Origin of the sequence: Haemophilus sp. HMSC071C11 (genome assembly GCF_001837655.1) — a bacterium.
Taxonomy (GTDB): domain Bacteria; phylum Pseudomonadota; class Gammaproteobacteria; order Enterobacterales; family Pasteurellaceae; genus Haemophilus; species Haemophilus influenzae.
In genome coordinates this window covers 14,481-28,394 of the sequence record NZ_KV833411.1, presented here as the reverse complement: position 1 = coordinate 28,394, position 13,914 = coordinate 14,481, and the positions used below count along the sequence as shown (strand labels likewise).

The following is a 13,914-nucleotide window of genomic DNA, read 5'->3' as shown; positions in this document are numbered from 1 at the left end:
AATCCAGTAAGAAATTTTCCAGCCATTCAATAGCTTCCACATCCAAGTGGTTAGTTGGTTCATCGAGTAATAACACATCAGGATCGCACACCAATGCACGTGCTAGTGCCGCTTTGCGTAACCAACCGCCCGAAAGTGCGGATAATTTTGTGTTTGGATTTAAACCTAGTTTTAACAATACTTCATTGATTTTATTTTCAAATCGCCAGCCATCAGCGTGTTCTAATTTAGCCTGAACTTGCTCTAATTGACTTAAAATTTGATCACTGTAATTTTCTTCCAATTGAACAGAAATATGATGATATTCTTTCAATAAATCCGTTAAATGCCCTACACCTTCTGCGACATAATCAAAAATATTGCCTTGTGCATTACGCGGTGGGTCTTGTTCTAAACGAGAAACCACAAGATCTTTTTCGTATTGGATTTTGCCATCATCCATAAGCACATCGCCTGCGATGATTTTCAATAAAGTTGATTTACCTGCGCCGTTACGCCCAACTAAACAAACACGTTCATTCGGTTCAATATGTAGTTCTGCGTGATCTAACAAAGGCACATCGCTAAAGGAAAGATATCCATTGGTTAAACTAATTAATGCCACAACTGCCCCATAAAAATTCAGTGAAAATTAACCGCACTATTCTATACGGTTTGCATAAAAAATCCCATCAATTCGATGGGATTCTCTCTTAAATCAAACTTGTTGATATACCCGCAATGCGTGTGCATCCGACATACCTGCAATATAATCGCAAATAATCCGCTTCTTCCTTTCTTCAGGGGCATTACGCCAACGATTTGCAGTATTTCTCGGTAATAAACGCTCTGGATCAGATTCAAAAATTTGGAACATTTCTGTTAGCATTCTCTGCCCTTTATATTCGATTCGTTGAGTATCCACATTGCGAATAACATAATCCCAAACAAATTTTTTAAATACACCAAGTGCAATAATCACTTCAGGTGACAACTCTGCGTTATAACGTAACAAAGGTTCATCAAAATTTGCCGTTAATTTCCACCGCACATTAGTAATAAAAAAGTTCACCAATGCACCAATGGCTTGTTTTCGTTCAAAATGTTTATCAGAGAAAAGTCGTTGGCTAATTGAATCAATATTTTCTTGCAACCAAGCTGAAGGAATTTGTTTCAATGCGGAATGTGCCGCTTGCCATTGATGAGGATTTACCACGCCAGTCACAATGGCATCTTCTAAATCATGTACGCCATAGGCAATATCATCTGCCAATTCCATAATGCTGCAATCCAAAGATTTAAAGCTCGTCTGTAAAAATTCCGCAGGATTTTCCCGCACTTTTTTAAATTGACAGAATAAAGTGCGGTCATTTTCAGAAAGATTTTCCAGCAACCAATTAAACATTTTTAAATCATCACGGAAAATGCCTTTTCCTGGAATCCAATCGTGAATACGCACAAAACGAGGATCAATATTGCGAGAAAAATTAAGTTCTGCATATTGAGGCGAAGCCACATCTAACAACGCAGGATATTTCACGACACCCAATAGTGTTCTACGCGTTAGATTCATCCCTGCATTTTCAGTATAAGGCTCAAGTTTCGTTAAAATTCTAAAGGTTTGCGCATTGCCTTCAAAACCGCCCTGCTCTGCCATCATATAATTTAATGCCGTTTCGCCACCATGCCCAAAAGGCGGATGCCCAATATCATGAGCAAAACACAAACTCTCAATAAGATCGTTACTCGGCAATAAAGGTTTTAATTGTTTTTGCAACTCGTTTTTATCAATATTTAATGTTTGCGAAAGGCTTTCAAAGGTTTCTAAAAATTTAAGTTGTGCAACGAGACTACTGCCAATCTGAGCGACTTCTAAAGAATGGGTTAAGCGAGTGCGATAAAAATCATTTTCGCCAATTGCGTGAATTTGAGTTTTCGCCTGTAAGCAACGAAAAGCAGCAGAATGTAAAATTCGCCCACGATCACGACGAAATGGTGGACGATTATCTTTTTCGCGTGGAGGATCAGGAAGAAAACGTTCTGTCCAAGAAGAATCAATGATAAGTGGTTTCATATCGCTTTGTTTTATTTCGTTTTTCTGCATTATCTAATCATTTAGCGCAAAAAACAACCGCACTTTATCTATAACAAACACAATCTAAAATGAATAAAGTGCGGTTGAATTTTTATTGATATTTAAACAAAGAAATAAATCAGCTTAAATACAAATGGTGCGAGAATAGAACTAATAATCCCACAAAGCACAAGAGAAATAGAACTGTAACTTCCCGCTGTTGGATTCGTTTCCATACAACTTACTGTACCGAGCGCGTGAGAAACCGAACCAACAGAAAGCCCAATAGCTTCTTGATGTTTAACACCCAATTTTTTTAATACAAGATAACCAAATATCGATCCTTGCAAACCTGCAACCACAACACCAACTGCAGTTACGGCAGGAATGCCGCCTAAATGACGGGAAACTTCCATCGCAATAGGCATTGTGATGGATTTAGGTAAAACCGTAGCGACCATTTCGGGCGTTGCGCCTAAAAGAAATGCTAAAAGCCCGCCACTTAACATCGCCAAAAAAGAGGCTATAACCACCGTTGAAAGAATAATTTTCCATTGTTTGGCAATTTGGCGAAGTTGTTCATAAAGAGGCAATGCGAGAGCAACGATACTCAAACCAAGTAAATTATTAATAGGTGCATTTCCTGCCATATAATCATCATAAGGAATCTTTCCTATCACTAAAATCGCCGCCAAAATTAATACTGTTAAAACAAAAGTATTAAAAATCATTGACTTCCAACGTTTGCTAATTTGTAGTGCGAGCCAAAACCCAAAAATTGTTAAAAATGTATAAAGATAAATAATGTACTGCTGCATATAAACTTTCCTAACATACTAATTCGCTTGTTTTACCTGATTTTCTCTACGTTTTATTACTTTTTTGCGTTTATGTGTAAAAGATTGCATCTGATACAAATAATGACCTAAAAATCCTATAACAAGTAAAGTGACACAAGTACTCACAATATTAGGAACAAGCAAAATATTAATTTGCTCTATCAATAAATCAGAATATTTGATAATTCCCACGCTCACTGGTACAAAAAGCACCGCCATAAAACGAATTAGCAAACTTGCGCCTAAATAAATCCAATTTAAATGAATCACTCGTGTTGTTAAACCTAAAAAGAGCAATAACAATCCCCAAATACTTCCTGGAACACCTGATGGAATGTAATAAGCAATAAGATTTCCGAGATATAACATAATAGATAAAATGACCAACGAACGAACTAATAAAAATAATTTTTGAATCATATACAACCTTTTCAACTATTTTCATAATATTTCAAAATTATTTTACGCTTTTTTTTGCTAACTTGAGCCATTTTTTCGGTAAAATAACCAGACTTAGATCAAAAACTTTGCAAAATGATAAATCGAAAAATACTATTGACGAGTTTATTACTTATTTTTACCGTACTTTCTGCTTGTTCTCGCGAAAAAAATACTTGTCGTGTGGTTAAAATTAGTGATGGCGATACGCTCACTTGCCTCACTAAAGGCAATAAATCCATTAAAGTTCGTTTAGCCGAAATTGATGCGCCAGAAAAATCTCAAGCCTTTGGGCAAAAATCGAAAAAAACCTTGTCTGATCTGGTTTATCAAAAAAATGTTCGCCTTGCGCGAAAAGGAAAAGATCGCTATCAACGCACCTTAGCGGTGGTTTATTATCAAAAACAAAATATTAATTTAGAAATGGTTAAACAGGGTATGGCATGGGCTTATAAGCAATATTCCCATGATCCGATTTATCTTCAAGCGCAAGAAAATGCACAAGCCAAAGGAATTGGTCTTTGGGCAGACAATAATCCGATTGAACCAAGTCAATGGCGCAGACAAGAGAAAAATTAATATGGCTTTTGATTATCAAACGTTCCGTCAAGAATTTCCCTATTTCCAACGTGAAGATGCGGTTGTTTATTTAGATAACGCCGCCACTGCGTTGAAACCTCAAGAGTTAATTGATCGCACCGCTGAATTTTATGCTTCGGCAGGTTCGGTGCATCGCAGCCAATATGATGCAGCCCAAACTACGCAATATGAACAGGCTCGCACACAGGTTAAAGAATGGGTTAATGCGGAAGATAAACGCACTGTTATTTGGACTTCGGGTACAACTCACGCGATTAACTTAGTGGCAAATGGATTGATGCCGCAATTAAACGCCGAAGATGAAATTCTGATTAGCCAAGCAGATCATCATGCTAATTTTGTCACTTGGCATGAAACGGCGAAAAAGTGCGGTGCAAAAATTCGAGTTTTACCGATTTTAGATAATTGGCTAATTGATGAAAATGCACTGATTTTAGCCCTTTCTGAAAAAACAAAACTCGTTGCACTGAATTTTGTTTCAAATGTCACTGGCACAGAACAGCCGATTAAACGACTAATTCAACTTATTAGAAAACATAGTCATGCGTTGGTTTTAGTAGATGCTGCACAAGCGATTAGTCATATTAAAATTGATTTACAAGATTTAGATGCAGACTTTCTCGCATTTTCTGCCCATAAAATTTATGGCCCAAATGGACTTGGCGTTTTAACAGGAAAATTAACCGCACTTTCTCAACTTCAACCGCTCTTTTTTGGTGGAAAAATGGTTGATCGTGTGTCAAATAATCGTATTACTTTTGCCGAATTGCCTTATCGTTTAGAAGCTGGCACACCCAATATTGCTGGGGTTATTGGATTTAATGCCATACTAAATTGGCTACAAAAATGGGATTTTACCGCAGCAGAACAGCACGCTATATCCTTGGCTGAATCCGTCAAAGTGCGGTTAAAATCTTACGAGAATTGCCGATTATTCGATTCCCCTCAACCTAGCACCGTTGTTTGCTTTGTATTTGATGGCATTGACTGTTCCGATCTTTCTACACTTTTGAGCGAACAAAATATTGCGCTTCGTGTGGGCGAACATTGTGCCCAGCCTTATTTAGCACGCTTAGGCGAACGCACCACATTGCGTCTTTCTTTTGCCCCTTATAATACGCAAAAAGATGTAGAGACATTTTTTACCGCCTTAGATAAAGCATTGGATTTATTACAATGATAGAACAATTAAAACAAGCTAAAAATTGGGAAGATCGCTATCGCCTGATTATTCAAGCAGGCAAAAATTTACCTCGCCCAAGCGATGATGAACTTGCTCAAATGCAGCCTATTACTGGCTGCGAAGCACAAATGTGGTTTCAAATTATGCCTAAAAATGACCGCACTTTTCAATTCAGCGGATTTAGCGAAGCCAGAATTATGAATGGCTTACTTTGGATTTTATTCAATAAAATCAATGGCAAAACAGCGGATGAATTGAATACATTTGATATTACTGTATTTTTTAGCGAACTCGGCATTTCACAACATTTAAGTGAAACGCGTTTAAACGGCTTAAACCAAATCGGACAGCAATTAAAAAATTTATGTATTTAATCGAAACCTATTTTCGCCTGACTGCACTCGAAAATAATATTGAATCACAAAGTCGTTTACTCAATGCAGTGATCGATCAATGGCGGTATAACGGGCAAATTATCGGACGTGAAATTCCTTTATATTTAGCGGAAGAAGATGGTGCACAAGGCTTTGCTATGCGTGTCATTTGCCCAGAGCAAGATAGTCTTTTCCCGCAAAATAATAACGCAGAAGTGAATCGCACATTACAAGAAGCCGAAAAGTGCGGTGTAATTTTTGATGGTTTTCAACTTGTGGGCGATGATTTCAATTCAGATCAAACGGCTGAAAATACATCGCCAACTTGGCAAGTGCTTTACACAACCCATTTACAAAGTTGCTCGCCGATTCATAGTGGAGAAAATTTCGCGCCCATCCCTTTGTATAAACAGTTGAAAAATCAACCGCACTTAAGCCAAGATCTGATTAAATGGCAAGAAAATTGGCAAGCCTGCGATCAACTACAAATGAATGGTGCGGTATTAGAACAACAATCTTTGGCAGAAATTTCCGATCATCAAAGTACGCTTTCAAAACACGGACGATATTTAGCTCAAGAAATAGAAAAAGAAACTGGCATACCGACTTACTATTATTTATATCGTGTAGGTGGGCAATCTTTAGAATCTGAAAAATCCCGTTGCTGCCCTTCTTGTGGTGCAAATTGGGCGTTAAAAAATGCGATTTTTGATACCTTTCATTTTAAATGCGATACCTGTCGATTAGTTTCGAATCTATCGTGGAATTTTTTGTAATTTAAGTCCATGCCTCAACTCTCTGTTGGAATGATAAAGTCTTAACCCCCTTCCGACGCTTCGCGCCACCTTCCCCCGCAAGCAAGGGAAGGCAAAATTATTTTTTAACATATAAGGGAAAAATAAATGAATTACCAAGACAACAGCTTAAAATCCTTAAAACTCGGTCAAAAAACGGAATACGCCTCTCAATATGACCGCACTTTATTACAGCCTGTGCCACGCGCCTTAAATCGTGATGGATTGGGCATTACTCAAAACCAACCATTTACTATCGGTGCAGATATTTGGACGGCTTATGAAATCTCGTGGCTCAACGAAAAAGGCTTACCGCAAGTGGCTATCGCAGATATTTATCTGGATTATCAAAGCCAAAATTTGATTGAATCAAAAAGTTTTAAACTTTATTTAAATAGCTTTAACCAAAGCAAATTTACCGACTTCAACGCCGTTCAACAAACTATGCAACGCGATTTAATCGAATGTGCGCAAGGCGATGTAAAAGTGCGGTTAAATCCAGTGGCAGTTTATGATGCTCAAAAAATTGAGCATTTACAAGGCGATTGCATTGATGAACAAGATATTGAAATTACTAGCTACGAATTTAACGCTAATTGGCTGAAAGATTGCGTATCGGATGAAATTGTCGAAGAAAAATTAGTCAGCCATTTATTGAAATCTAACTGCCTCATTACCAATCAGCCAGACTGGGGCACCTTGCATATTCACTATGTTGGTAAAAAAATCAATCACGAAAAATTATTGCGTTACGTTATATCGTTCCGTCAGCATAATGAATTCCACGAACAATGTGTCGAACGTATTTTTTGCGATTTAATGCACTACGCAAAACCAGAAAAACTCACCGTTTACGCACGCTATACTCGTCGTGGCGGATTAGACATTAATCCATTCCGCTCTAATTTTGAGAATTTACCTGAAAATTTAAGATTGGCGAGACAGTAAAAAACTGCGGTGAAATTTCACCGCACTTTTCTCTACCCTTGTTTCAAATCATTTGCCTGCTGTAATAGCTGACGGCTTTCTTTTAAGAATTGTTCAGAATAATCGCCAAACCAGTCACGCACCTTGTGGAAAGCATCAATAAAACCTTGACGATCATTCTTTTCAAAGAAAGTTAAGGCTTCGTCGTAAGTTTGTTTTAGCGTTTCAATTACCGCTAAATTTTCTGGCTTATCCATAATAATATCTGCGTAAAGCTCTGCATCTTGCGCAAATAAGCGACCGATCATCGCAAGTTCTAAGCGATAAATAGGAGAAGAAAGCGCCAATAAATTAGCGAGATTAATGGGCTGTTTGGAAAGGTGTAAACCATTCGCAAAAGTCGAAAAATGGCGCAAGGCTTGTATATAAGTCATATTGTGATCGTGTTCTGTGGCATTGGTTTGATAAATTTTTGCGCCCCAAATTTGAATTTGCTCAAGTAACCATTCATAACGTTCAGGAAAACGTCCATCACAACGTACAACCACTTGTTTTGCCATACTTGCAATGTCTGCACCAAACATTGGATGTAAACCTAAAACTGCACCAGAATGAACTTCAAGCATTTTCGCTAGCGGTTCACGCTTAACAGAAGTTAAATCTGCAAGCAACATATTTTCTGTTAAATAAGGTTTTAGTCGCTCAATCGTTTCCAAAGTAATATTGATGGGGACGGAAACGATCACGACATCAGCATTCGCTAAAATACTTTCAGCCACCGCCCAATCTTCGCGATCTAAAATAGAAATTGGATAGCCAGATGCACGTAAATAACGGGCAAATAAGCCACCTAATTTACCATAACCGCCCACGATAACAATTTTGTGAATATCAGAATTGATAGTTTTAAAACCAAATTGGTTTTCATTGGCATAGGATTCACGCATAAAACGGCGTAGAACATCTTCAATTAAATCGGCTGAAATGCCTGCTTTTTCAGCCTCTAAACGACGTGCTTGGAGCATTGCTATTTCACGCTCTGGCGCATAAATAGGTAATCCATGTTGATGTTTCACTTTACCGACTTGAGAAACCAACTCAAGACGTTTAGCAAAAAGTTGGATAAGTTCGCGATCAAGCGAATCAATTTCAGAACGTAAATCTTTAAGGACTTCCATAAAACCCACCTGCAAAATTTAGTTTACATATATTGTAAAAAATTAATTACAGATGAGATTACTAGAATTTTATAAGAAAGGCAATGAAGTTATGCAGATTGTGTAATTAACCGTTGTGGGCGAATAATATTCCCGTCGATTAATGCCACGCCTAAGAATAAATTCTCCGCTGAAAATAACCGCACTTGGCCACCTAATTGCTGTTCATTAGCAAATTTCACTCGCTGACCAAAACCAATGGCTTTACTCTGCTCTACATCCAAATGCAAAGCGGGCAATTTACTTACTGCGGTATCGGTTGGCAGTAATAGACGATCTAATTCACTTAATGGAAAACTTTCAGCGAGCAGTTGTAACTCATTGATTGGTATCATTTCTGCTACGGGGTAATCCGCTACGGCTGTACGGCGTAACATTGTCACATGTGCGCCACAACCTAGCACTTCACCCAAATCATCGACTAAGGTGCGAATATAAGTGCCTTTTGAACAATGTACTTCTAAGGTTAAAAAAGGTGCGTGATATTCAATAAAATTAAGTTCAAAAATCGTAATTGGACGTGCCTCACGCTCAACCGTAATACCTTGACGCGCATATTCATAAAGCGGTTTACCGTTATGTTTTAGTGCGGAAAACATGGTCGGCACTTGCAAAATATCGCCACGAAATTGTTCAAGTGCGGTCAAAATTTGCGGAGTTTCAACATGAACTTCACGAGTTTCCACGACTTGCCCTTCCGCATCGGAAGTATCGGTACGTTCGCCTAATTTTGCCGTAACAAGATAACGCTTATCGGCATCAAGCAAAAATTGTGAAAACTTAGTTGCTTCACCCAAGCAAATTGGCAACATTCCCGTAGCCAACGGATCGAGCGCACCTGTATGCCCTGCTTTATTCGCTTGAAATAAACGCTTCACCTTTTGCATAATGTCATTTGATGACATGCCTTGTGGTTTATCCAACAAAAACACACCATCAACATCACGCCAGCGTTTACGAGGTCTAGACATTAGTTGCTTTCCTCAACGTGTTTTTTCTCATCTTCACGCACAACATTTGTCACAAGATTTGACATACGCATCCCTTCCACTAAGGATTGATCATAAATAAAGCGAATCTCTGGCACGATACGTAAACGCATCGCTTTGCCTAGTAATGAACGAATATAAGGCGATGCTTTTTCTAAGCCTTTCATGCCTTGCTCAATTGCCGTTTCATCGTGATCGAATAAAAAAGTCACAAAGATTTTTGCGTAAGATAAATCGCTCGACACTTCCACATCAGAAACCGTCACCATCCCAATACGGGGATCTTTCACTTCGCGTTGTAAAATGACTGCTATTTCTTTTTGTATTTCTTGAGCGACGCGATCGCTACGTTTAAATTCTCTTGCCATAGTTATTCCTTATTTATAAAAGCACCTCATTCTACTGGAAATCATTGAATTTAGCACGCAAAAATCCCTTTCAACCCGATACTGTTTTTCGATAGAATGACACCTGATAATTTGTTTGAATATTCAAACTTCCGATAAAAATCACTTTACAGAGGGCATAATTTATGCAAGCGAGACGAGACACCAAGATTGTCGATGAAAATCACACATTACAACAAGCATTTTTAAACGATTTAGACGAAAAACTTTGGTCATCTGCGGATAAACTCCGCCAACAACTTGATGCCGCCAACTATAAACATATCGTTCTTGGTCTCATCTTCTTAAAATACATTTCTGATAATTTCACTCATCAACAGGAAAAAATTCAGGCAGAACTTTCTGATGCTGAAAATCCCCTCTATCTTGACCGCACTTTTTTTGATACTGAAGAAGAATATCAAGAAGCTTTAACCGCAGAACTAGAAAACCGTGATTATTACACCGCGGATAACGTATTTTGGGTGCCCGCTTCTGCACGTTGGCAAGCCTTACAAGAAGTCTCTATTCTCAACACTGGTGCAGAATTACCTTGGGGTGGTAAATTCTCAGGCGTGGCAAAACTGATTGATGATGCCTTTGATGCCATTGAAAAAGACAACGAAAAACTCAAAGGCGTCCTCCAACGCATCAGCGGCTATGCCGTAAACGAAGACACCCTGCGCGGGCTGATTATCCTCTTCTCCGATACTAACTTTACCCGCCCGACTTACAACGGCGAGCCCGTACATTTAGGTGCAAAAGACATACTCGGCCATGTTTACGAATACTTCCTCGGTCGCTTTGCCCAAGCCGAAGGCAAACGCGGCGGGCAATATTTCACGCCGAAATCCATCGTTTCCCTGATTGTCGAAATGCTCGAGCCATACTCCGGCCGCGTGTATGACCCAGCTATGGGCAGTGGCGGCTTTTTCGTGCAAACCGAACGCTTTATTACCGCCCATCAAGGCAACATCAACAACGTGTCCATCTACGGGCAAGAATTCAACCCCACCACATGGAAGCTCGCCGCCATGAATATGGCGATTCGCGGCATTGATTACGACTTCGGCAAACACAACGCCGACAGTTTCACCCAGCCGCAACACATCGACAAAAAGATGGATTTCATTATGGCAAACCCGCCATTCAATATCAGCGATTGGTGGAGCGAATCCCTTGCCGATGATCCACGTTGGGCATACGGCACACCACCCAAAGGCAACGCCAACTTCGCTTGGCTGCAACACATGATTTACCACCTCTCACCCAACGGCAAAATGGCATTATTGCTTGCCAACGGCTCCATGAGCAGCCAAACCAACAACGAAGGCGAAATCCGCAAAGCCATCATCAATGCCGACTTGGTGGAATGTATGGTTGCCCTGCCCGGTCAGCTCTTCACCAACACCCAAATCCCTGCCTGTATTTGGTTTTTAAACCGCAACAAAAAACGCAAAGGCGAAGTGTTGTTTATCGATGCCCGCCAAATCGGCTATATGAAAGACCGCGTATTGCGTGATTTCACCGCTGACGACATCGCCAAAATTGCCGACACCCTCCACACTTGGCAAAAATCAGACGGCTATGAAGACCAAGCCGCTTTCTGTAAATCCGCTACGTTAGAAGAGATTAAAGACAACGACTTCGTCCTCACACCAGGGCGCTATGTCGGCACCGCAGAACAAGAAGATGACGGCGTGCCATTTGCAGAAAAAATGCAAAATCTGACCGCTCTTTTGAAGGAGCAATTTGCGAAAAGTGCGGAATTGGAAGCAGAAATTAAGAAGAATTTAGGGGGATTGGGGTATGAGTAAAATTCCATTAAATGAATTTATAACTTTACAGCGTGGATTTGATTTACCAAGTAACAAAAGAATTTCAGGAAGTGTTCCCGTTGTTGCTTCAACAGGGATTGCTGGTTATCACAATGAAATTAAAGTTAAAGCACCTGGAGTTGTAATTGGAAGAAGCGGAAGTATTGGTGGTGGACAATATATTGAAAAAGATTTTTTCCCTTTAAATACAACATTATATGTAAAAGATTTCAAAGGACATTATCCCAGATTTATTTATTACTTATTAAAAAGTATTGATTTCACAAGTTTTAATGTAGGAACAGGTGTTCCTACATTAAATCGAAACCATTTATCAAGCATTTTAATTTCAGATTTGGGAATTGAGAAAGAAAAAGAAATTGCCAACATCTTAGGAAGTCTTGACCAAAAAATCCAACTCAACACCCAAATCAACCAAACCTTGGAACAAATCGCCCAAGCCCTGTTTAAAAGCTGGTTTGTCGATTTCGACCCAGTGCGTGCCAAAGTTCAAGCCCTTTCAGACGGCCTGAGCCTTGAACAAGCAGAACTTGCCGCCATCCAGGCAATCAGCGGAAAAACACCCGAAGAACTGACCGCACTTTCACAAACACAGCCTGAACGCTACGCCGAACTAGCCGAAACCGCCAAAGCGTTTCCGTGTGAGATGGTGGAGGTTGATGGGGTTGAAGTGCCGAAGGGGTGGGAGGTTAAAGCCTTAGATGAAATTGCAAATTATCAGAATGGTTTAGCATTGCAAAAATTCCGCCCTGAAGATGACGAACCATTTTTACCTGTTGTAAAAATTGCCCAATTGAGACAAGGTTATGCAGATGGCGATGAAAAAGCAAAAGCAAATATTAAGCTTGAATGCATTATTGATAATGGTGATGTCATTTTTTCTTGGTCTGGTAGTTTATTAGTAGATATTTGGTGTGGAGGTAAAGCTGCTTTAAACCAACATTTATTCAAAGTCTCATCCAAAGAATATCCTAAATGGTTCTATTATTTTTATACCAAACATCATTTAACCGAATTTCAGCGTATTGCTTATGACAAAGCAGTGACAATGGGGCATATTAAACGTGAGCATTTATCTGCTGCAAAATGCATAGTGCCAAATGACGAATTATTAGCAAATAAAACATTAGAAAATATTTTAGAAAAAATTATTTTTAACAGGCTGGAAAATTTCAATCTTCAAAACACAAGAGATTTATTATTACCTAGATTGTTAAATGGTGAACTCAATGGATAGAACTACCGATTATTTAGAACGACTTTTCATTGAGGAACTAAACTCTGAAGGCGAAATTATTATCAGCGGAAACAGTTTTTTCCGACATGAAATTTTATATACTCTTGATCCTGAAGCATATAAAGACGTTTTTGAATTTTGGAAAACAGAAAGAAAACAAAGAAACTTAAATGAAGCCAATAGAATATTGGATATTACTTCAGATAATCGAAATCGATTTATTCGATTAAAAGAACTCTTCAAAGAGAAAAAGATTATCCCCTTTATTGGAGCTGGGATGTCCATGTCTACAGGTTTACCTTCTTGGAGCGAATTTCTTCGTAGTGTTCAACAAGAAACTAGAACTGATCGTTTCTATTTTGAAGATCTCTTATCGCAAGGTGAATTTGAAGAAGCTGCTCAGTATCTAGATGACTGTAGTCCTTCACACTTACAAGAGCAGTTAGATAATATATTTGGTAGAAAATATCTATTTAATGAAATAAATGGTGTAATTTGCCTTTTACCAAAATTTTTTAATAATACTCCTATTATTACAACAAATTATGACAATATACTTAGTACTGTTTATCAAAAATGCGATTACCCATTTTCTGATGAACTAAATGGATTATACCTAGAAGACCTTTATAATAAACTTCTTGATAAACAAAATTTCTTATTAAAGATACATGGTACTTTTGATAAACCACAAAATCGAATACTAACAAAAAATGACTACGATAAACACTACAATGACCAAACTAGTAAATTGAAAAATTGTGTAGAAAGCTTATTTTCAAGTTCTCTATTATTTATCGGTTGTAGTTTAACTATTGATCGCTTAATTAAGGCGCTAGCCGAGATTGTTCAAGAAAAAGGCAGTGAAAATCTACCTAGACATTATGCTTTTTTATTTTCAGATCCTAAAAAGGACGTGAACAGAATTAACAAAAAAGAAGAATTAGCAAAATCCAATATTTTTCCAATTTGGTATGATGGCGATCATGATGAAAGCATTGAAGCCTTGCTGGAATTATTAAATGATGGAGAACAATAA

Annotated in this window: 14 protein-coding genes and 1 pseudogene; 8 read left to right on the top strand and 7 right to left on the bottom strand. The window is 38.5% G+C overall.

What is annotated here, in order from left to right:
* The 4 genes from HMPREF2644_RS04730 to HMPREF2644_RS04715 all read right to left on the bottom strand — a co-directional run.
* On the bottom strand, positions 1-604 hold a 604-nt coding region (locus HMPREF2644_RS04730; RefSeq protein ID WP_143422617.1), incomplete at its 3' end, for an ATP-binding cassette domain-containing protein.
* A 93-nt stretch (positions 605-697) separates the two neighbouring features.
* A complete protein-coding gene (locus tag HMPREF2644_RS04725) occupies positions 698-2,083 on the bottom strand; it encodes an anti-phage deoxyguanosine triphosphatase (protein ID WP_050845981.1) in 1,386 nt (461 codons plus the stop codon).
* 92 nt (positions 2,084-2,175) lie between these two features.
* A complete protein-coding gene (locus HMPREF2644_RS04720; protein ID WP_005657449.1) occupies positions 2,176-2,871 on the bottom strand; it encodes a CidB/LrgB family autolysis modulator in 696 nt (231 codons plus the stop codon).
* Positions 2,872-2,889: 18 nt separating this feature from the next.
* Positions 2,890-3,312, bottom strand: a complete 423-nt coding sequence (locus HMPREF2644_RS04715; RefSeq protein ID WP_005650310.1) for a CidA/LrgA family protein — start codon at positions 3,310-3,312, stop codon at positions 2,890-2,892.
* 114 nt (positions 3,313-3,426) lie between these two features.
* Here HMPREF2644_RS04715 and HMPREF2644_RS04710 point away from each other — a divergent pair, with 114 nt between their 5' ends.
* The 5 genes from HMPREF2644_RS04710 (at position 3,427) to queF (ending at position 7,229) form a co-directional block, all read left to right on the top strand.
* Positions 3,427-3,909, top strand: coding sequence for a thermonuclease family protein (locus tag HMPREF2644_RS04710; protein WP_005694472.1), 483 nt, complete (start codon positions 3,427-3,429; stop codon positions 3,907-3,909).
* Position 3,910: 1 nt separating this feature from the next.
* Entirely contained in the window at positions 3,911-5,110 is a 1,200-nt protein-coding gene (locus HMPREF2644_RS04705) for a cysteine desulfurase (RefSeq protein WP_050845982.1), read from the top strand.
* The gene (locus HMPREF2644_RS04700; protein ID WP_050845983.1) at positions 5,107-5,487 is read left to right on the top strand and encodes a SufE family protein; all 381 of its coding nucleotides are present in this window, start codon (positions 5,107-5,109) and stop codon (positions 5,485-5,487) included. Before HMPREF2644_RS04705 ends, HMPREF2644_RS04700 begins: the two co-directional genes overlap by 4 nt.
* Positions 5,478-6,263: a Zn-ribbon-containing protein gene (locus HMPREF2644_RS04695; RefSeq protein WP_038441106.1), complete on the top strand. Its 786-nt coding sequence runs from the start codon at positions 5,478-5,480 to the stop codon at positions 6,261-6,263. The genes HMPREF2644_RS04700 and HMPREF2644_RS04695 overlap by 10 nt, the downstream gene beginning before the upstream one ends.
* Before the next feature lie 126 nt (positions 6,264-6,389).
* Positions 6,390-7,229: an NADPH-dependent 7-cyano-7-deazaguanine reductase QueF gene (queF, locus tag HMPREF2644_RS04690; protein ID WP_011272656.1), complete on the top strand. Its 840-nt coding sequence runs from the start codon at positions 6,390-6,392 to the stop codon at positions 7,227-7,229.
* A 32-nt stretch (positions 7,230-7,261) separates the two neighbouring features.
* Here queF and tyrA read toward each other — a convergent pair whose 3' ends face one another.
* The 3 genes from tyrA to rbfA form a co-directional block, all read right to left on the bottom strand.
* The gene (tyrA, locus tag HMPREF2644_RS04685; protein ID WP_011272657.1) at positions 7,262-8,386 is read right to left on the bottom strand and encodes a bifunctional chorismate mutase/prephenate dehydrogenase; all 1,125 of its coding nucleotides are present in this window, start codon (positions 8,384-8,386) and stop codon (positions 7,262-7,264) included.
* A gap of 89 nt (positions 8,387-8,475) precedes the next feature.
* A complete protein-coding gene (truB, locus tag HMPREF2644_RS04680) occupies positions 8,476-9,396 on the bottom strand; it encodes a tRNA pseudouridine(55) synthase TruB (protein ID WP_011272658.1) in 921 nt (306 codons plus the stop codon).
* Entirely contained in the window at positions 9,396-9,782 is a 387-nt protein-coding gene (rbfA, locus tag HMPREF2644_RS04675) for a 30S ribosome-binding factor RbfA (RefSeq protein ID WP_005628626.1), read from the bottom strand. Before rbfA ends, truB begins: the two co-directional genes overlap by 1 nt.
* A 115-nt stretch (positions 9,783-9,897) precedes the next feature.
* Between rbfA and HMPREF2644_RS04670 the strand changes: the two are divergent.
* The 3 genes and pseudogenes from HMPREF2644_RS04670 to HMPREF2644_RS04660 all read left to right on the top strand — a co-directional run bounded on the left by HMPREF2644_RS04670 (position 9,898) and on the right by HMPREF2644_RS04660 (position 13,914).
* Positions 9,898-11,617: pseudogene (locus HMPREF2644_RS04670) on the top strand (type I restriction-modification system subunit M).
* Positions 11,610-12,875 (top strand): restriction endonuclease subunit S, encoded by a 1,266-nt coding sequence (locus HMPREF2644_RS04665; protein WP_070828276.1) that lies wholly within the window; start codon positions 11,610-11,612, stop codon positions 12,873-12,875. The pseudogene HMPREF2644_RS04670 and the gene HMPREF2644_RS04665 overlap by 8 nt, the downstream one beginning before the upstream one ends.
* Complete coding sequence (locus HMPREF2644_RS04660) at positions 12,868-13,914, top strand: SIR2 family protein (RefSeq protein ID WP_011272661.1); 1,047 nt, start codon at positions 12,868-12,870, stop codon at positions 13,912-13,914. Before HMPREF2644_RS04665 ends, HMPREF2644_RS04660 begins: the two co-directional genes overlap by 8 nt.

Coding starts and splice junctions, on each gene's coding strand:
- rbfA (WP_005628626.1), bottom strand. CDS start 9,782: ATGGCAAGAGAATTTAAACGTAGCGATCGCGTCGCTCAAGAAATACAA.
- HMPREF2644_RS04725 (WP_050845981.1), bottom strand. CDS start 2,083: ATGCAGAAAAACGAAATAAAACAAAGCGATATGAAACCACTTATCATT.
- HMPREF2644_RS04665 (WP_070828276.1), top strand. CDS start 11,610: ATGAGTAAAATTCCATTAAATGAATTTATAACTTTACAGCGTGGATTT.
- HMPREF2644_RS04720 (WP_005657449.1), bottom strand. CDS start 2,871: ATGCAGCAGTACATTATTTATCTTTATACATTTTTAACAATTTTTGGG.
- truB (WP_011272658.1), bottom strand. CDS start 9,396: ATGTCTAGACCTCGTAAACGCTGGCGTGATGTTGATGGTGTGTTTTTG.
- HMPREF2644_RS04715 (WP_005650310.1), bottom strand. CDS start 3,312: ATGATTCAAAAATTATTTTTATTAGTTCGTTCGTTGGTCATTTTATCT.
- tyrA (WP_011272657.1), bottom strand. CDS start 8,386: ATGGAAGTCCTTAAAGATTTACGTTCTGAAATTGATTCGCTTGATCGC.
- HMPREF2644_RS04700 (WP_050845983.1), top strand. CDS start 5,107: ATGATAGAACAATTAAAACAAGCTAAAAATTGGGAAGATCGCTATCGC.
- HMPREF2644_RS04705 (WP_050845982.1), top strand. CDS start 3,911: ATGGCTTTTGATTATCAAACGTTCCGTCAAGAATTTCCCTATTTCCAA.
- HMPREF2644_RS04710 (WP_005694472.1), top strand. CDS start 3,427: ATGATAAATCGAAAAATACTATTGACGAGTTTATTACTTATTTTTACC.
- queF (WP_011272656.1), top strand. CDS start 6,390: ATGAATTACCAAGACAACAGCTTAAAATCCTTAAAACTCGGTCAAAAA.
- HMPREF2644_RS04695 (WP_038441106.1), top strand. CDS start 5,478: ATGTATTTAATCGAAACCTATTTTCGCCTGACTGCACTCGAAAATAAT.
- HMPREF2644_RS04660 (WP_011272661.1), top strand. CDS start 12,868: ATGGATAGAACTACCGATTATTTAGAACGACTTTTCATTGAGGAACTA.